Origin of the sequence: Sphingobacterium prati (genome assembly GCF_013167215.1) — a bacterium.
GTDB classification, from domain to species: domain Bacteria; phylum Bacteroidota; class Bacteroidia; order Sphingobacteriales; family Sphingobacteriaceae; genus Sphingobacterium; species Sphingobacterium prati.
The window spans coordinates 283,698-302,050 of the sequence record NZ_JABJWY010000039.1 but is presented as its reverse complement, the minus strand read 5'-3'; the positions used below and the strand labels follow the sequence as shown (position 1 = coordinate 302,050).

21 protein-coding genes are annotated in these 18,353 nt (G+C 40.0%); 12 read left to right on the top strand and 9 right to left on the bottom strand.

What is annotated here, in order from left to right; all coding sequences use genetic code 11:
• The first annotated feature begins 65 nt into the window (after nt 1–65).
• Nucleotides 66–425 (top strand): bleomycin resistance protein, encoded by a 360-nt coding sequence (locus HPC41_RS24460; RefSeq protein WP_172396700.1) that lies wholly within the window; start codon nt 66–68, stop codon nt 423–425.
• A gap of 262 nt (nt 426–687) precedes the next feature.
• Here the strand turns inward: HPC41_RS24460 and cysM are convergent, their stop codons facing one another.
• From cysM to HPC41_RS24440, 4 genes are all read right to left on the bottom strand, one after another.
• Nucleotides 688–1,560, bottom strand: coding sequence for a cysteine synthase CysM (gene cysM, locus HPC41_RS24455; RefSeq protein ID WP_172396699.1), 873 nt, complete (start codon nt 1,558–1,560; stop codon nt 688–690).
• Nucleotides 1,561–1,567: 7 nt separating this feature from the next.
• Nucleotides 1,568–2,377 carry a serine O-acetyltransferase gene (locus tag HPC41_RS24450; protein WP_172396698.1) on the bottom strand — a complete coding sequence of 270 codons (810 nt, stop codon included), beginning with the start codon at nt 2,375–2,377 and terminating at the stop codon, nt 1,568–1,570.
• A gap of 298 nt (nt 2,378–2,675) precedes the next feature.
• Nucleotides 2,676–3,059: a DUF3037 domain-containing protein gene (locus HPC41_RS24445; RefSeq protein WP_104384184.1), complete on the bottom strand. Its 384-nt coding sequence runs from the start codon at nt 3,057–3,059 to the stop codon at nt 2,676–2,678.
• On the bottom strand, nt 3,037–3,834 hold the full coding sequence (locus HPC41_RS24440) for a HipA family kinase (protein ID WP_172396697.1): 798 nt from the start codon (nt 3,832–3,834) through the stop codon (nt 3,037–3,039). Before HPC41_RS24440 ends, HPC41_RS24445 begins: the two co-directional genes overlap by 23 nt.
• Before the next feature lie 286 nt (nt 3,835–4,120).
• Between HPC41_RS24440 and HPC41_RS24435 the strand changes: the two genes are divergently transcribed.
• Genes HPC41_RS24435 through HPC41_RS24420 form a run of 4 tightly spaced genes read left to right on the top strand, consistent with a single transcriptional unit; the run spans nt 4,121 to nt 7,333 of the window.
• Nucleotides 4,121–4,663: a DUF1599 domain-containing protein gene (locus HPC41_RS24435; RefSeq protein WP_172396696.1), complete on the top strand. Its 543-nt coding sequence runs from the start codon at nt 4,121–4,123 to the stop codon at nt 4,661–4,663.
• A 4-nt stretch (nt 4,664–4,667) separates the two neighbouring features.
• Nucleotides 4,668–5,855: a BT_3928 family protein gene (locus HPC41_RS24430; protein ID WP_172396695.1), complete on the top strand. Its 1,188-nt coding sequence runs from the start codon at nt 4,668–4,670 to the stop codon at nt 5,853–5,855.
• A 6-nt stretch (nt 5,856–5,861) separates the two neighbouring features.
• Nucleotides 5,862–6,377, top strand: coding sequence for a shikimate kinase (locus HPC41_RS24425; protein WP_172396694.1), 516 nt, complete (start codon nt 5,862–5,864; stop codon nt 6,375–6,377).
• A gap of 17 nt (nt 6,378–6,394) precedes the next feature.
• Nucleotides 6,395–7,333 carry a glycerophosphodiester phosphodiesterase family protein gene (locus HPC41_RS24420; RefSeq protein ID WP_172396693.1) on the top strand — a complete coding sequence of 313 codons (939 nt, stop codon included), beginning with the start codon at nt 6,395–6,397 and terminating at the stop codon, nt 7,331–7,333.
• Nucleotides 7,334–7,456: 123 nt separating this feature from the next.
• On the opposite strand, the gene HPC41_RS24415 is transcribed toward HPC41_RS24420, so the two are convergent.
• Nucleotides 7,457–7,753: a hypothetical protein gene (locus HPC41_RS24415; RefSeq protein WP_172396692.1), complete on the bottom strand. Its 297-nt coding sequence runs from the start codon at nt 7,751–7,753 to the stop codon at nt 7,457–7,459.
• A gap of 6 nt (nt 7,754–7,759) precedes the next feature.
• Nucleotides 7,760–7,960 (bottom strand): hypothetical protein, encoded by a 201-nt coding sequence (locus HPC41_RS24410; RefSeq protein ID WP_172396691.1) that lies wholly within the window; start codon nt 7,958–7,960, stop codon nt 7,760–7,762.
• A 267-nt stretch (nt 7,961–8,227) separates the two neighbouring features.
• Here HPC41_RS24410 and HPC41_RS24405 point away from each other — a divergent pair, with 267 nt between their 5' ends.
• The gene (locus tag HPC41_RS24405) at nt 8,228–8,752 is read left to right on the top strand and encodes a hypothetical protein (RefSeq protein WP_172396690.1); all 525 of its coding nucleotides are present in this window, start codon (nt 8,228–8,230) and stop codon (nt 8,750–8,752) included.
• Between the two features lie 353 nt (nt 8,753–9,105).
• On the opposite strand, the gene HPC41_RS24400 is transcribed toward HPC41_RS24405, so the two are convergent.
• From HPC41_RS24400 to fbaA, 3 genes are all read right to left on the bottom strand, one after another.
• On the bottom strand, nt 9,106–9,774 hold the full coding sequence (locus tag HPC41_RS24400) for a sterol desaturase family protein (protein ID WP_246251046.1): 669 nt from the start codon (nt 9,772–9,774) through the stop codon (nt 9,106–9,108).
• A gap of 232 nt (nt 9,775–10,006) precedes the next feature.
• On the bottom strand, nt 10,007–10,681 hold the full coding sequence (locus HPC41_RS24395) for a GIN domain-containing protein (RefSeq protein ID WP_172396689.1): 675 nt from the start codon (nt 10,679–10,681) through the stop codon (nt 10,007–10,009).
• Nucleotides 10,682–10,898: 217 nt separating this feature from the next.
• Nucleotides 10,899–11,978: a class II fructose-bisphosphate aldolase gene (gene fbaA / locus HPC41_RS24390; RefSeq protein ID WP_172396688.1), complete on the bottom strand. Its 1,080-nt coding sequence runs from the start codon at nt 11,976–11,978 to the stop codon at nt 10,899–10,901.
• 293 nt (nt 11,979–12,271) lie between these two features.
• Here fbaA and HPC41_RS24385 point away from each other — a divergent pair, with 293 nt between their 5' ends.
• The 6 genes from HPC41_RS24385 to HPC41_RS24360 all read left to right on the top strand — a co-directional run bounded on the left by HPC41_RS24385 (nt 12,272) and on the right by HPC41_RS24360 (nt 18,304).
• Nucleotides 12,272–12,619 (top strand): ArsC family reductase, encoded by a 348-nt coding sequence (locus HPC41_RS24385; protein ID WP_172396816.1) that lies wholly within the window; start codon nt 12,272–12,274, stop codon nt 12,617–12,619.
• Nucleotides 12,620–12,712: 93 nt separating this feature from the next.
• A complete protein-coding gene (locus HPC41_RS24380) occupies nt 12,713–14,659 on the top strand; it encodes a M1 family metallopeptidase (RefSeq protein WP_246251044.1) in 1,947 nt (648 codons plus the stop codon).
• Nucleotides 14,660–14,806: 147 nt separating this feature from the next.
• Entirely contained in the window at nt 14,807–15,493 is a 687-nt protein-coding gene (locus tag HPC41_RS24375; RefSeq protein WP_172396687.1) for a peptidase associated/transthyretin-like domain-containing protein, read from the top strand.
• A gap of 114 nt (nt 15,494–15,607) precedes the next feature.
• The gene (locus HPC41_RS24370) at nt 15,608–16,021 is read left to right on the top strand and encodes an RrF2 family transcriptional regulator (RefSeq protein ID WP_172396686.1); all 414 of its coding nucleotides are present in this window, start codon (nt 15,608–15,610) and stop codon (nt 16,019–16,021) included.
• Between the two features lie 6 nt (nt 16,022–16,027).
• On the top strand, nt 16,028–16,675 hold the full coding sequence (locus HPC41_RS24365) for an NAD(P)-dependent oxidoreductase (RefSeq protein ID WP_172396685.1): 648 nt from the start codon (nt 16,028–16,030) through the stop codon (nt 16,673–16,675).
• Nucleotides 16,676–16,819: 144 nt separating this feature from the next.
• The gene (locus HPC41_RS24360) at nt 16,820–18,304 is read left to right on the top strand and encodes an amino acid permease (RefSeq protein ID WP_172396684.1); all 1,485 of its coding nucleotides are present in this window, start codon (nt 16,820–16,822) and stop codon (nt 18,302–18,304) included.
• Nucleotides 18,305–18,353: the final 49 nt, after the last annotated feature.

The following is an 18,353-nucleotide window of genomic DNA, read 5'->3' as shown; positions in this document are numbered from 1 at the left end:
AGTATCAGGAGTAAAAATAAACACTTATATTTCAGTAAGGTTCTAATAAAACCAGTAAATAAACAATGAAACTGACTACTATACACCCCAAATTACCTATGCGTGACAAGGCTGTCACAAGCGATTTTTACTTGGGTCAACTGGGCTTCAGCCTATGCGGCACTGCAGATTATGAAGGATATCTGATGATCAAAAAACATCAGATCGAAATTCATTTTTTTGAATTTAAGGAGCTACTACCTGAGGAGAATTATGGCATGATCTATATCCGTACCGACGATATTGACCAGCTCTATCACTCTTTTTTAGTACGCAATATTACCATCCATCCGAATGGTAAGCTGGAGACAAAACCTTGGGGACAACGTGAGTTTTCCATCTTGGATCCAGATAGTAATTTACTAACATTTGGACAGGGGGAGTAGAATTACACATCTAGCTGTAAGAGTAGAAGCTTGATTTTAAAGCTATTGCTGTACCGGACACAATCAGACTGAGCAGATCACACTTTATCAAAGCTACACTTTCCAATGGAAACGACACGACAAATAAAGGAGAAATATCCGTTGAGACGATTAGATAGGACAAGATAAAATCAAAAAAGAAACCTGTCATTATACGCAAAAACGGAGCGTGACGATGACAGGCGCTATAATATTAGATACGGGTTTGCTGCACCAGAATGGACTAACCGAATAAATCTGAACTCAGGTAGCGGTCTCCGCGATCACAGGCAATAAAAACAATGACGCCTTTCTCAATCTCATTGGCAATTTTCAGGGCTCCGGCAAATGCTCCACCTGTACTCATCCCAGCAAAAACGCCTTCCCGTTTCACCAATTCACGCGCCAGTTCGGTCGCCTCCTGTTGCGAAATATCAATGACACGATCCACACGGCTTGGGTCAAATATTTTCGGCAGATAAGCTTCTGGCCAACGTCTGATTCCGGGGATGGACGACTCCGGTGTAGGTTGGCAGCCGACAATCTGTATCGCCGGATTTTTTTCTTTGAGATAGATGGAATTTCCCATGATCGTTCCAGTTGTTCCCATCGCGCTGACAAAATGGGTAATTTTTCCATCTGTATCACGCCAGATTTCAGGCCCTGTGGTTTTGATATGGGCTTTATAATTATCGGGATTGGCAAATTGGTTTAAAATAAAATAGCCTTCATTTGCCGCTTTTGCCTCAGCGTAGTCCCGGCATATTTCCATGGACTCCAATAGCGTAACCTTGGCACCAAAAGCTTCCATGGTCAGTGTACGCTCACGGGTAGACGATGCAGGCATCACCAGCTCTAGATTCAAGCCATATATACCCGCAATCATGGCCAGTGCGATTCCCGTATTCCCACTTGTCGCTTCGATAAGCTTACTGTCTTTCGAAATTTCGCCACGCTCCATGGCAGAACGGATCATATTTAAGGCTGCACGATCTTTGACAGAACCAGCGGGGTTATTCCCTTCCATCTTTGCAAAGATCCGTACGTTGGTATTTGCATGAAATTGGGTGATCTCCACCAATGGTGTATTTCCGATGGTATCTATAATATTTCCCATAATGTATCTATATAATTGGTTTTGAATCTATAAATTTCGCTGTCGCTTGATGATACACAGTAGTATAAGGTTCCACTGAACTTGTCAGCCAAACATTACCTCCGATAACCGAATGATGGCCTATACGTGTTTCGCCGCCCAAGATCGTTGCTCCCGAATAGATGATGACATGATCTTCAATCGTTGGATGACGTTTGACATTCGAAAACACCTTATCCACACTCAGAGCACCCAGCGTCACCCCCTGGTAAAGTTTAACGTAATTTCCGATTGTACACGTTTCTCCGATCACCAATCCGGTACCATGATCAATATGGAGGTGATGGCCGATGGTTGCTCCCGGATGAATATCTATTCCTGTCTTGGAATGTGCATGCTCGGTCAATATGCGTGGGATCAGAGGGACTCCAAGGCGATGCAGCTCATTAGCCATCCGGAAAATACAGATTGCAAAAAAACCGGGATAAGTACGTACGACCTCCCGCTTGTTCTGTGCGGCAGGATCCCCATCCATCAACGCGTCAGCATCCCAGCACATGAGTTCATACAACGCTGGAATGCGCTCAAAAAACTGATGGGCTATTTGCGCATGGTTGCAATTACCACAAGCTTTTGATTTGCTAAGGAGTTGTTCCAGTTCAAGTTCAAATTGTTCAAAAGCAAGTTTCACATCGTCTACCGATTTCATCTCGCCAGAATTTCGCTCCGGAAAAAGCACATCCAAAATTTTGGTAGCCCAGCCACAGATCTTCTTATTGGAAGGCATTTCTAAAACAGCTAATTGCTGCTCGTAGATATGTTGATAAAAATCATGCATCTTCAAAAGTAAATATTAAACAATCTTAGCTCAAGTTTCTATTGTATAGAATTCTAATAATGGAGAAACATACAAATTTAATGTCTCTCTTTGATCTGCAAGAGCTTTATTCTTAAACAAAGATACTATACAATATTGATAGATTAAGCCTTATTACCACTTAACTATATGATTAAATCATTTTTTATCTTTATTTGATTTTTAGGACAACTCCAGACTTCCTCCCATTGCCGTCTCATCAATATCATTTCTTCATCGCATTAGTGCAGGTTCCAATTTAGAAACCTGCTTATGCCTCTTAAAGCACTAAGCGCTCAAACAGATTTTGTAATGTTGCTTCAGGATCTTCACAGAGTCCGGGATGCGAAGCCGAACATTGGATAACCGTGCTGCGTTTGGCGGTAAGCCATCGGAAACGTTCTGTAATATCCAATGCTGCTAGTTTTCCGGCATCTTTATCCCCATTACAGATTCGTTGAAAGGAGGACAAATGGTTCTCAATCAGTTCCAGTTCAATTTTAGGACAAAGCGCGCGTACCTTTTGCTCATCTACGGCATAAACCATCTTGGCAAAACGATATTTACGGCAATAGAGCGCGATACCAACATTGATAAATTCCTCACGCTCTACACGTGGTACCAATCGTACCACAGCATATTCATATAAGGTTTTTTCTGGCATCTTCTATCTGTTTTACAAAAATTGACGAATTAGCCATACGTTGTTTTAGGAAGGATACGTATACCTCTCTCGCTTCTGTCGCAGACAGTTCACGTTCGGAGTCCGCTAACCATTCATCCGGCACAACAGCTAATACCTTACGAAAAACATCCTCGGTAAAAATAGCGCTAAAGTCAGTATTTATTTTTTCGACGATGGCGGCATTTTTTAATAGCACATGGTCTTTGATCTGCACAAAGGGTTTGACCGCTTGCTCTTCCCAGTTGTCCCAGCTGTGGTGGAAATACAAAGCTGCACCATGATCAATCAGCCATAGCTCCTTATGCCAGATCAGCATATTTGTATTCCTTACTGTACGGTCAACATTCATCAGTAAAGCATCCAGCCACACAATTTTTGAAGCCTCTTCCGCTCCGATCAGGTCGACATTGGCATCAAAAGTTACCGCCCCACTCAGAAAGTGAAGCCCGAGGTTTTTCCCTACGCTAAATTTGAGTAGATCCTGTATTTCTTCGTCCGGTTCGGAGCGCCCAAAAGACTCATCAAGATGTGCGAAGACGATTTCAGGCACTCTTAATTTTAGAAGCCTGGCCAACTCTCCACCGATCAGTTCAGCAATGAGTGCCTTACGGCCCTGTCCTGCTCCTCTAAATTTGATGACATAACTAAAGCCATCGTCCGCATCGACTAGTGCAGGCAAAGATCCACCTTCCCGAAATGGCTGAACATATCGGATAATTTCTACCTCGCGAATTATAGGTTGTTGAAAATTCATGAATTTCTATTTTCTTACTGTTCAAAGTTGGTCATCAACGTTGAGCATTATAATAAACTAAGATAAATTTACCTTTATTTACAAGTTTATTTGTCATGTACGCTACAAATTTGTTATTCCAATACAATCTTTAAACGTTTTGATACCGGAAATATCTCAAATATTTATTTAAATTTTAGCAAAATAGCACAAATTGTACATTCATTTGACCATTAGAAGTACTATTTTCTAATTATATTTGTCATATAATCTCGACTTGTCTCATCAAGTTCTTTTCAAAAACGATATGGATACTATTCAGGAATATAACAGTGTGATCAAGCACTGTCAAGAATTATTTATAAAAAAAACAAAAGATTATGGTACGGCATGGCGGATCATGCGACTATCCTCCATTACTGACCAGATTTATATCAAGGCGCAACGTATACGTACCCTTGAGATCAAAAAAGTATCTAAAGTTGGTGAAGGTGTCGTAGATGAATACATTGGTATCATTAATTACTGCATTATGGCCATGATCCAAATTGATCTTGGTGAAGATGGGGAGGAAAACCTCGATCCGGTCTTCGTAAATCAAAAATATACCGAAAAGGTAACGGAAACCAGAGACCTCATGCTGGCCAAAAATCACGATTATGGTGAGGCTTGGCGTGATATGCGCGTTTCTTCGATGACGGATTTGATCTTAATGAAAATTCACCGTGTCAAACAGATCGAAGATAACGATGGACAAACTATTGTTTCCGAAGGAATTAATGCCAATTACCAGGATATGCTTAACTACGCAGTTTTTGCCTTAATTAAGTTAGGACTCGCACAACAATAATTGAATGATGACAGCAGCACAACAGACAACTAAAACAAATTACCTTTTAGGTTTTTGTCGCATTTTCACTGGTCTTCTTTTTATTTTCTCTGGATTTATTAAGGCCAATGACCCTACCGGCTTCGGCTATAAACTGCAGGAATATTTTGAAGTGTTTCACCTGACCACCTTCAATGAATACGCTACGGCCATAGCTGTGGTGATCTGTGGCTTTGAAATCCTCTTGGGTGCCCTACTGTTGTTTGGTGTCTACGCCAATTTGGTGGCTTGGGGATTACTGTTATTGATCCTTTTTTTCACCTTTCTGACATTCTATTCCGCATTTTTCGAAGTCGTGACTTCCTGTGGCTGCTTTGGTGATGCCATCCCACTAACTCCTTGGCAATCCTTTTCCAAAGATCTTGTGCTATTGGCCTTGATTCTGATTATCTTCTTTAACCGCAAACAGATCCGGTCCATTATCAAAGGATCGGGCAATCAATTTGTTGTCACCCTGGTTACTGCCATCGTTTCATTGGGAATTGGCATTTATACGGTCAATTATCTTCCTTTTATTGATTTCTTGCCCTATAAAATTGGTAACAATCTACCATCCCTGATGGTCCTTCCAGAAGGTAAACAGGGCGATGTCTTTGAGCAGCTCTATACCATGAAAAACAAAAAAACGGGCGAGACCAAGAAAGTGAATGATAAAGTGTACATGGCAGATAAACTATGGGAAGATGAGTCTTGGGAAATCATTGGTGAACCTGAAAGTAAACTCATCAAAAAAGGTTATGATATTCCCATCCCCGACCTTTTAATTACTGACGCAGACGGTACTGATCATACACAAGAGATCATTGCAAACCCTTATTATAATATTATCATCGTCGCCAAGGATCTTTCATCAACCAATATTAATGCCATTCAGAAAATCAATCAGACAGTGACACAGATGACGAAAGATTACAATGGTCTCCGTGTTGTCCTACTGACCGCCTCAGCATCCAAAGACGCACAATACCTGAGTGACAAAATGCAATTGATTGCAGAAATTTATTATGCGGATTTAATTCCATTGAAAAGTATGGTCAGAGCCAATCCGGGTGTAATCCTTTTAAAAGGTGGAAATGTAATGGGCAAATGGCACTACAACAATTTCCCGGACGCAAAGACGATTGAAGACAATTTTTTAAGTAAGGACAAATAATACAATATGCCTAAACCTATATTTTTGATTGGCTATATGGGCAGTGGAAAGACCACATTGGGAAAAAAGCTGGCCAGCAAATTAGATTTACCTTTTATCGATACCGACGAGGAGATTGTGAAACAGATCGGTATGAGCATCACTGAATATTTCGGTCAATATGGTGAAGAAGAATTTCGAAAACTAGAGCGGGAGCAGCTCCGTAAATTTGTGGACAGCTACGCCGTTATCTCTACGGGTGGTGGTGCGCCCTGTTTTTTTGATAACATGGATTGGATCAAAGCCAATGGATACGCAGTGTATCTACAAATGACACCCAAAGCTTTATTTGACCGTCTGTCGCAATCAAAATTACATAAACGACCTATTCTGATCGGAAAATCACCGGAAGAATTAAGGACTTTTATTGAGGAGAAATTAACGGAACGCGAGCCTTATTATACCCAGGCTCATCTGACAATAGATCAGCTCAATACAACAGTAGAAACATTAGTGACCCTGATCAATCAGCATAATTTATAACCGCACAATAGTCAATAATGAGAATACGCCTGTACTGCTTCTTTTTATTTCTGACCTGTATAACTGTAAGCAGCTGTTTTCGCCATGGTGGTGACACAGACGGTTTACCTGTGGGCAGGCGTATTCAGCTGACAACGGTAGAGGACCTTTATCAGTTTCTGACCTATGATGACAACCGCTATCCGCTCGTTAGCCTGCATCGTGGAGGACCTACCTCAGGCTATCCGGAAAATGCCTTAGAAACCTTTGCATATAATGCCAGCCTGCAGCCCGTTATTGTGGAGTGCGATGTCAGGCTTAGCAAAGATTCGGCACTGGTACTGATGCATGATAATACACTCAGCCGTACCACAACAGGCCGAGGGTCTGTTAATGAACGTACATTGGCCGAACTCAAAAAACTAAGGTTGGTAGACAACGACAAGAAAATAACACCCTATAAAATCCCTACACTCGACGAAGCGCTCGCATGGGGAAAGGGTAAGGTCATTTTCACACTGGACATTAAAAATGAGGTACCTTACGAATCCGTAATCAATGTGATTCGCAAACAACGTGCTGAATCCAGTGTTGTTATCATTACTTATAGCACTGGTCAGGCCGGAAAAGTACACAATCTGGCCGGGGATCTGATGATATCCGCCTCAGTGAAAAACCTAGATGATCTCGCCCGTCTCAACGAAAAAGATATTCCAGACAATAAATTATTGGCCTTCGTCGGGACGCGGGAAGCTGATCCGCAGCTGATCAAAGTACTGCATGATCATGGTGTTATGTGTATTCTGGGTACACAAGGCAATCTAGACAGACAGGCCGCAAAAAAAGGATTTCAGCTATATGCCAGCTTCATTGAACGCGGTGCAGATATCTTGAGTACTGATCGTCCGATCGAGGCAGGTAGAGCGTTAAATTTTTATATCAAGAAAAGAGGAATAAGTTCTAAATTTGTGCAATAAAAGACCAGACAAAAGTAAGCAACATTGTTTAACGGTTAAAAGATACATTTTACAGATATTGGCCAAAAGATCCTGAGGTAAATTCTACTTTAGCTAAATTTAAATCTTAAATTGACCGTCTCATCACCAGACATCACGGTTAGAGGCATCTAGGCTATCCTTAATATAATTTACTAATTCATCATTTTCATCTGATTGTTTCAACCGTTTTCGAAGATTTATTAACCAATCTTCTAATGCCTCCGCTGGCGACTCACCATTTCCAAAAACACCACGGTGCGGATCTGGACCCAATAAGCACCAATAAGAAGTTTCTTCTCTGAATACAACAGGGCGTAATTCCCGAATTTCTCGAGGTAGTTCCTCTGCCTCAAAATCTATTGGCACTATTTTTTCGGCTGCTATCTTCATTTGTTCCATATTTCCTTACAATTTTTTAAGTTCTTCTTCCGGCCAAGTCACCAATTCTTTTAGCAAATAGGTTTTTGGTTCGGCTTCATCATCAAATTGAGCCAAAAATTCCGGCAGGTCCCCTTCGATTTTTAAAAGCTTGCCTTCCTGTAACACGTCATAGCCCTCTGCTAGCCATTGTTCTATTTTTTTTCTATTGATTTGAATATGCTCCATGGTGAGAAATTTTAGCCCGTTATATTACAAATTAGTTGATTCATCATGTATTTATAAAATAAACAATATTGCAACAGATAACGTTTTGTCAATTTTAGCTTAGATGTATCACACCGTCAAATAAAACGAAATTAATACACTTAAAATAAATTAGTTAATAAAAAAAACACCCTATGCCGGCAAGAAACGCCTATTTGGCAAGATATTTGTCCCAACAGCAAAAGTTTTTAGTTCGAAAACTTAACGCTAACATTTTTTAAAAATATCATGAAAAAAGTACTTCTACCTATTCTGACACTTTTTACATTCGTATTTGCCATTAACCAGAAAGCAAATGCGCAAACTCCTTACCGCACAGCCATCGGCTTGGGAATTGACTTAGGGGACGGTCAATCACTGTTTGGTCCGCAGATCAAACACAACTTTGGTGGCAATGACGCCGGAAATGCACAGGTATTATTTGGTGATAACATCACCGTAGTTGGGGTAGATTATTCTTACAACCAGCGGATTCCAGGAACACGTGGTTTGTCTTGGTACGTAGGTGTTGGTCCGCAAGTATCGTTTGTAGATTATGGCAAATGGCATGATGACTGGGACGATGACTATCATTGGAAAGATGGTGATACCGAAACTTTTTTTGCTATCCGCCCAGCATTAGGCTTGGAGTTCCGTATTCCTTCAGCTCCATTGGCGATGCATTTTGACTGGAAACCATGGTGGAATTTGTCTCATGGCTCTGACTTTGAACCATCCCGTTTCTCATTGGGATTCAAATTTGTATTGAAATAAAAAAACAATATATCCGAAAACAAAAAATCCTGCAGGTATTATCGCTTGCAGGATTTTTTTTTATTCTTTAGCCCAAGGACAATACTTCGCTTTTTCCAGAATACTTTTTTGCGCGCATTTACACCACGTATCAACTAGTTCAATAAAGATAAAAAATCGTTCCCTCATTCTTTTCAATGCATATTTAGAGCGTCTTTCGTATATACTTTCCATTTCAATATATTGCCCATTGGCAGGGCATAAGAAGAGTTATTTACATTTTCATAATATCATCCATCATATAGGAAAATATTACCAGCAAAAAAGCCTTTGGATATCTCCAAAGGCTTTTTATTATAATGTGTTAAAAAGCGTTATGCTTTTTCTTCTTTTAATGTCGACGTCTCTTTTTTGGATTCTTTTTCCTCAAACCCCGAGCGTAAGATTTCATCCCATAAGGACGAACTCACACCAAATCCTTTTTCAGGATCCGAATAATGGTGCAGCATATGATGTTGTTTAATACGTTTGAAAATACCACTCTTAAAATTTGCGTGGTGCATGGCGTAGTGACATTCATCATAAATCAGGTAACCCACCATAAATCCAGCGAAAAAGCAAGCCAAAATAAACTCATTCGAAAAGAACAACGTAAATCCAAAATACACTAGGGCCGCCAATGGAATACTCGCTGAAAGGGGCATGACCAAACGCATCCTATCCCTTGGGTAGTCATGATGTACACCGTGAAAGATAAAAGCGATCCTTTTCCCCCATTCTGATGTTGGGTGAAAATGAAATACCCAACGATGTAATGCATATTCAAATGCAGTCCAGAATGCCAATCCAAAAACAAAATATCCAATATATGTTAATAGGTCAACATCTCCCCAGACTAGAGCTTTATACGAAAAAAAAACAACTACGGGTACATAGAAAATCAAAGGTACGCTCCAGTGCACTTTCGTCAATGACTCTAAAAAGTCATTTTTAAACATGCGCGTAGATTCCGTAGAATTTGAAACATAATTACGCTTTGCCATAATACAATATTTATTATTCCCCCACAAAAATAAGTATTTTAAGCGCAAATGAAGAAGGTTCCAGACTAGAAAAACAAAATATTTGACCTTTTTAACAAAAAGGTTAAACGTTTATTAACGCCTTTCTAGCCTAAAACCTTTGATTTTATCTTTTAACTCTAATTTTCTTAAATTTTCGCAGCAGTTGATCAAAAATTCATAGCGTAAAAATTGACAAAATCAAGACAGTTTCCTATTTAAAGTTAACTGTGCCCCCTGCCATTTTCTTTTCAACCCGTTGTTCTGGCTTGCCGTAGACATCTATCGTACCGCCGCCACGTGTCTTTGTTTCAATTGCATCCACAGCATGTACTTCAGCTTTTCCACCACCATTTACAGTAACGGTAGTTGTTTTTGTTTTAAAATCTTTACCCTCATATTTACCACCAAAATTAGAGATTATCACCTGTTTGTCGGCTTTACCATAAAGTGCTATCGTTGCGCCAGAGGTTACTTTGACATCCGTACTTTTTGCGTCTGCGTACAAATCAACCAAGCCTCCTTCGGATGCATAGACCTTGAGGTGGTCAGCTACCACTGTATTGTTTGACGTTGCAAATACCTTTGCGCCCTTTTTAGCCTCCACGTTTTTCAGACTTTTATAATATACTTTCACAGAGATATTACCGCCCTGCAACATATTTAGGGTATTCATTTTTAAAGCTAAAGCACCATTTGTATTGACCACCTTCACATTCTCGTAATTCTGTCCTTCAAAGGTCACCAACGATTCATTTGCCTTGATCAATTCAACTTGTATTTTATCTGTAGCGACAACTGAACTAAAATCTCCCACATTTTGTTTTGCCTGTCCAAATACCAGTTGAACCATTAATAAAAAAACCGCGCTAATTCCTAAAAATTTCATAGTCTATTTTCCAATTTTTAATTATTTGATATGCCGCTTTCCAGAAGTATTTTCACATACTTTATTCTAGCGGAATAGCATACGCATATCGACTTATCTGCATTTCTGACGTCAAAAAACACGCCAATCATCACTATAATCTTACTTTTTAACCTAATTTGACAAAAAAAAGGTGTCCTAAAAATTAGGACACCTCGCTATCTCTATTTTGTTCGGCTTACAATTTGCTATTTACGTCAACCGCATTCAGATCAGCAAAAGCTTCTTTTAGACGAGCAACAAATGTTTCTTCACCTTTACGTAACCATACGCGCGGATCGTAATATTTTTTGTTTGGAGAATCAGCACCTTCGGGATTTCCGATTTGTCCTTGCAAATAATCGTGGTTTTTAGCTTCGTAAGCTCTCACGCCATCCCAAAATGCCCATTGCATATCAGTGTCTATATTCATTTTGATTGCACCATAAGAAATCGCTTCTGCAATCTCCTCAGGCGAAGAACCAGATCCACCGTGGAATACAAAGTTCACTGGTTTCTCAGCAGCAAGCTTGTATTTTTCGCGGATATATTCTTGTGAATTATGTAAGATTACGGGTTGTAATTTCACATTACCAGGTTTGTACACGCCGTGTACGTTACCAAATGCTGCTGCAACTGTAAATTTGTCAGATACCTTAGACAATTCTTCGTAAGCATATGCAACTTCTTCTGGTTGTGTGTATAATTTAGAGCTATCAACATCTGAATTGTCAACACCGTCTTCCTCTCCACCTGTAACGCCCAATTCAATTTCTACAGTCATACCTAGTGGTTTCATGCGTGCTAAGTATTTTGCTGAAATTTCGATATTTTCCTCGATCGGTTCCTCAGATAAATCCAACATATGGGAAGAGAATAACGGCTTAGCATGTTGTGCGAAGAATTTCTCACCAGCATCCAACAAACCGTCTATCCAAGGTAAAAGTTTTTTAGCCGCGTGATCCGTGTGCAAGATTACTGCCACACCATAGTGCTCTGCCAACAAATGTACGTGTTGTGCTGCAGATACCGCGCCCAATACACAAGCTTGCAAGTTATCATTATTTAATGTTTTACCAGCATAGAATTGTGCTCCACCATTTGACAATTGAATGATTACAGGAGAGTTTACTGCTTTTGCAGTTTCCATTACCGCATTGATAGAATTTGTTCCGATAATGTTTACCGCTGGCAAAGCAAATTTATGTTTCTTTGCAACTTCAAACAACTCTTGTACTTGATCTCCTGTCAATACACCTTTAAAATCTTTTAGGCTCATATTACTGTTATTGATTTATTTTAATCTTTATTAACTCTTGAAGCTACTAAATTATTAAAAATAATTATCACTTCCTAATTTTTAGAGTGTACTTAATACACTATCAGATTGTTTATCACATTAATCTCGAGAATCCGGATAAGAGTTAAACCAGTCCGATAGCCTCCAATTTAACCGTTCCATATTTTCACCTCCTCTAACCGACCTCCTGTTCCATTAAAAAAATACACTTGGATATCCTGCTAATACACCTGGGATTGATTAAATTTGAGCTCACTAAAATAGGAATCATTATGCTACAGGTATACGGTATCAAAAACTGCAACACAGTAAAAAAAGCGCTAACATGGTTAGAAGACAATGAGATTGACTTTCAATTTCATGATTTCAAAAAAGAGGGCGTCAGTGATGAAAAACTTGCAGAATGGGAAAGCCATGTGGACTGGCAGTCCCTGGTCAACAAAAAAGGTACAACCTGGAAAAAATTGACAGCAGAAGAACAAGCCCAAGTGATCGACGCAAACAGTGCCAATAAAGTACTAAAAGAGCACACCAGCATGATCAAGCGCCCTATAATTGAATATGGCAAAGGTGTCCTACTCGGATTTAATGAAGAAGACTATAGTAGCTCCTTAAAATAGTTGTTACAAGCTCCTTTTTAAGGAGCTTTTTTTTGCCTTATCTACTTTTCATTGTATATTGTGTTTAATAAACGTAATTTAATTCGAACAGATATGATGAAAAGATTTGCATTGGCTTCTTTGAGCCTGATTGCATTGAGCTATGCTTTTCCGTCCTTTTCCCAGGAAAAAACATCCAACTATAGTTATACTGAGGCCTTTGCACCGTTATTTTTCAAGAATAATGGAAATGATTACCGCTCTGCGGCCGGTAAACCTGGTCCCGGATATTGGCAAAACGCTGCAGACTATAAAATTCAGGCATCATTAAACGATCAAAACGATCAGGTGACTGGCTCGGTAGAGATCACGTATAGTAATAACAGTCCTGACAACATGGACTACCTTTGGCTGCAATTGGATCAAAATATGTTTTCTCAGCATGGACGTGGCCAGCTGATTTCCCCATTGACCAATAGCCGATATGGAGACGGAAACTCAAAATTTGATGGCGGTTATGAGATACAGTCAGTCACTGATATCAATGGAAAAGCCATAGAACATATTATAAACGATACCCGCATGCAATTACGGCTCCCAGCTGCATTGAAAAGTAAGGGCGGGAAAATTACATTTAAAATTACCTATCAATACACTGTTCCACAATATGGTGCCGATCGTACCGGTATACTTGATACCAAGAATGGAAAAATATATGCCATCGCACAATGGTTCCCCAGACTTTGTGTCTATGATGATATTAGGGGCTGGAACACATTGCCGTATACAGGTCCTGGAGAATTTTATCGTGAATTTGGGAATTATCAGGTCGAGATCACCGCTCCTGCCAACCACATCGTTGTGCTTGGCGGCGAACTTCTAAATCCACAGGAAGTATTTACAGCAGATCAGTTCAAAAGATATCAGCTTGCGCTACGTAGTGATGAAACGGTATTGATTCGCTCAGCCGAAGAAGTGACAGCAAAAAGTTCAAGGCCGAACAAAAAGACTTTAACTTGGAAATATCAGCTCAGCAATGCACAGGACATCGCCTGGGCCTCTTCTACGGCCTTTATATTGGATGGTGCAAAAATCAATCTACCAAGCGGCAAAAAATCTCTGGCCCTATCAGCCTATCCCGCGGAAAGCAATAGCAACAATGCGTGGGAGCGCTCCACGGAGTACACGAAAGCTGCCATCGAGATCTATTCCAAAAATTGGTTTGAATATCCCTATCCAGTAGCCGTAAACGTTGCTTCGAACGTAGGTGGAATGGAATACCCAGCCTTGTCATTCTGTGGAAACCAAGCGAAAGCAGCTTCTCTTTGGGGTGTTACCAACCATGAGTTTGGCCACAACTGGTTTCCAATGATTGTCGCATCTAACGAACGTGAGCATGGTTGGATGGATGAGGGATTTAATACTTTTATCAATGAGCTGGCAACGCAAGAATTCAATAATGGCGAGTATTATCGCCAGCAGGCTAGTCGTCCATATATCTTTACCTCGCAAAATCTCGAGCCAATTATGAGTACACCTCAAAATATGAAAGAGCGCAACATTGGTGCTCTTGTTTATTATAAACCAGCCTATGGACTTAAACTATTGCGCAACGAAATCATTGGCAAAGAACGCTTTGATTATGCCTTTAAAAAATATATTCAGGAATGGGCCTATAAACATCCAACACCCGAAGATTTCTTTAAAGCGATCGAAAACGGAACCGGGGAAAGCCTCAATTGGTTCTGGCGTGGTTGGTTTGTTAACAACTGGCAAATGGATCAAGCCATTAAATCCGTTTCCTATGTCAACAATCAACCCCTGCTGGGCGCGTTGGTTACCGTAGAGAATCTCGAAAAATTACCAATGCCTATTATTGTTGAGGCTACTACCGTATCGGGCAAAAAAATAAGAAAAAAACTACCTGTGGAAGTCTGGGAAAGAAATAATGTATGGCAGTTTAAGATCTCTACGAACGAAGCCCTGCTGTCTGTCCAGTTAGATCCTGATGACGTCATGCCAGACAAGAATCCGGACAATAATACCTGGAAGGCAAATTAGGGTTATAATTCAAAATCTATTCGTTATTTTTGATAAGAAAATTGGACCATATGAAGCCATTACGAACATATCAAAAAATGTTTAAAATGGTTTCATTATGCTAGCCGAAATGCAACGAGCTCATTTATGTATATATATTATATCCCCATGAAAGTCATACAAACGATTCTAAGCTGCTTATTGATAACGTTGTTCAGTGGACAACTATTTGCGCAGGAAAAAACCAAAGGCATTATTATGGAGCTTGTCAGCGGAGAGAAGATAGGAGCTGCGCAGATCCAGAATTTACGAAGCAAAACAGAAGTCCATACTGACAAGGATGGATCGTTTACGATCGATGCCAGTATTAACGACCTGCTCTTAATCAAGGCAACGGGATACGAACAAGATACTGTTTTTATCTATGATACAAGCTTGCGAAGAATCTATTTAAACAGAATAAATAATCCTATTGAATTGAATCAAGTAATCGTTGAACGAATGACCGACAGTAGACTTGCTGCTGAAATTCAACGGGAGAAAATAGCTGGAAAGTATTCGGACGCTAGCCAAAACCGTGGTGGGATCCGGATCTCTCCAAGCCGTATATTCAGCAAGGAAGGAAAACAGGCCCGCTCAAACTACAAACTTCTCGTAGCTGAACTGGAAAAGAGAGCCATTGACCGTAAGTTTACCGATAATCTCATCAAAGAGTTGACACCACTTGACGGTTCCGAATTAGCACTGTTTAAAGAAAGGTTCAGACCTTCCTATAAGTTTATCCAAAACAGCAGCCAAGAAACATTGCGGGTCTACGTAATGGATAGTTACAAAAAATTTAACGAGAAAAAATAAAAAACAAATATTTTTATCATATAATTGTCAGAAGGTTTTAAACTGTAATATTTTTTATTTCAGTTTAAAACCTTTTCCATTACTTTGTGTTATCAAAATTAAATCAGCAACGGGATGTTACACAACTTGAGGTTTGCAACAGCTTTACATATTATGGTCTTAGCACAATTGGAGGAGTCAGAACAATGGCTTTCCTCTGAATACATTGCTTCAAGCATTCAGGTAAATGCTGTTGTCGTACGCAAGGAAATTGCCTCCCTAAAAGCAGCAGCCTTATTAATCAGTAAAGAGGGCAAAGGCGGCGGGATTCGCATAAATAATAAAAAAGAGCACATTACCCTTGCAGACATTTATCATAGTACCAAACAAAATGAGTTATCGGGTAAATTCAACAACCCCAATCCAGCTTGTATTGTCGGTAAAAACATCAATGCCAAATTACAGGTTCTTTATCAGGAAGTCGACACTGATATTGTACAACGTTTGGAAAAAATGGCGCTGGCTGATTTTAGCAAAACATTTAATTAAAAACACATGAAAGTAGCAGTAATTGGATCCACAGGATTTGTAGGAGCACATCTTGTCAAAGAATTGGTTGACCGAAACTACGAAGTCGTAGCAATCGCTCGCCATATAGAAAGCATTCCATCGAATGACAATATAAAAAAAGTAGCTGTCGATATCAACAACCATGAACAATTGGTTAACGCTTTAGTAGGTGCAGATGCAGTTATTTCGGCGTTTAATGCGGGTTGGACCAACCCTAACCTTTACGAGGACTTTACTAAGGGTGCTTTAGCCATCCAACAGGCTGTTAAAGATGCCGGTGTGAAACGTTTTATTGTTGTAGGCGGAGCTGGAAGTTTATTAATTGAGGGCAATCGTCTAGTCGATTCACCTGAATTTCCGCAAGAAATTAAACCTGGTGCCTTAGCGGCAGCCGATTACCTGGATACCATCCGCAAAGAAGATCAACTTGAATGGACAATGATCAGTCCTGCGATAGAGATGAACTCACAGGCAGCCGGTATACGAACTGGAAAGTACCGAACTGGATTGGATGCGCCCATTTTTGATCAGGAAGGTCGCTCAAGATTATCTGTTGAGGATCTTGCTGTTGCGATAGTTGACGAAATTGCGAATAAACAGTTTATCAACAAACGTTTTACAGCCGCGTACTAATAGCTATACAATCGTTTGATTTATATTTAATATGAAATTTTATCACAAAAGGGAAGCGCAATCTTCCCTTTTGTCGTTGATATCATTTATATTTGACATTAATTAAACAATTAAAAAGCTAAATAATCGTAAAGAATTAATCCTATGCTATTTAAAAAATCGATTCCTCAACTGATCGCTGAGGCAAATGAAAATGGTGAACATACGCTAAAGAGAACACTGTCCAGTACAGGACTGATTGCCTTAGGCGTTGGAGCCATCATTGGAGCGGGACTATTTTCCTTAACCGGAATTGCCGCTGCCGAGAATGCTGGTCCAGCTGTTATCTTATCTTTCATTATCGCCGCCGTTGGTTGTGCTTTCGCAGGTCTTTGTTATGCTGAATTTGCATCCATGATTCCTGTCGCTGGAAGTGCCTACACTTATTCTTATGCCACCATGGGTGAATTCGTAGCTTGGATCATTGGTTGGGATCTTGTATTGGAGTATGCTTTGGCAGGAGCTACTGTTGCTGTCAGTTGGTCTCAATATTTCAATCAGCTTCTCATGATATTCCATATCCATTTGCCCGACATGTTGCTGAAGGGTCCATGGGAAGGAGGTATGGTTAATTTGCCTGCGATTATTATCGTGTGCTTACTTTCTTTACTTTTGATGCGAGGCACACAGGAGTCATCGACCGTAAATAATGTATTAGTTATTTTAAAAGTAGGCGTTGTTTTAATTTTTATCGCATTAGGATGGAGCTTCATCAACCCAGCTAACCACAATCCATTTATCCCAACAAACGCAGGCGAGGAGATGGTCAAAAATGGTCAACAAAGCTTATGGACCTTTCTAAAGAGCGATGACTTTGGTCATTTTGGGATTAGTGGTGTTTTGCGCGCAGCAGGGGTTGTATTTTTTGCTTTCATTGGCTTTGATGCGGTTAGTACGGCTGCCCAGGAAGCAAAAAATCCGAAAAAGGGTATGCCAATTGGTATCATCGGTTCGTTGATTATTTGCACCCTTCTTTATGTATTATTCTCATACGTAATGACAGGCATTGAAAATTACACCATGTTTAAGGGTGATGCCAAGCCAGTCGCTACAGCGTTTGCGAAGACAGGATATCATTTTCTCAATACAGCTTTGATTATTACGATTATTGCAGGTTATACCTCTGTTATTCTCGTCATGCTACTTGGACAAAGCCGGGTATTTTACTCGATGAGTAAGGATGGTTTGCTTCCTAAAGTATTTTCTGATCTTTCAAAAAGACAGACTCCTTGGAAAACAAATGCTATATTCATGGTATTTGTAAGTATCTTCGCTGGATTCGTCCCAGTGTCCGACTTAGGTCACATGGTGAGTATCGGCACCTTATTTGCCTTCACATTGGTCTGCGTGGGGATATTGGTCCTACGTAAATCTGATCCTAATTTAGAACGTCCATTCAAAACACCTTTGGTTCCGTTTGTTCCGATCATGGGCATTATAGTCTGTGTATTAATGATGGCCTCTTTGCCTATTGAAAGCTGGGAGCGTCTAGCAGTCTGGCTAGCCATAGGTCTATTGATTTACTTCGTCTATGGCAAAAAGCATAGTGTTATCCGTAAACAGCACAGGGATCAACAACATATTCAATAATACTGACAGCTGCTAAAATACTGCAACTTCATATAAAAATAGGGGGCTT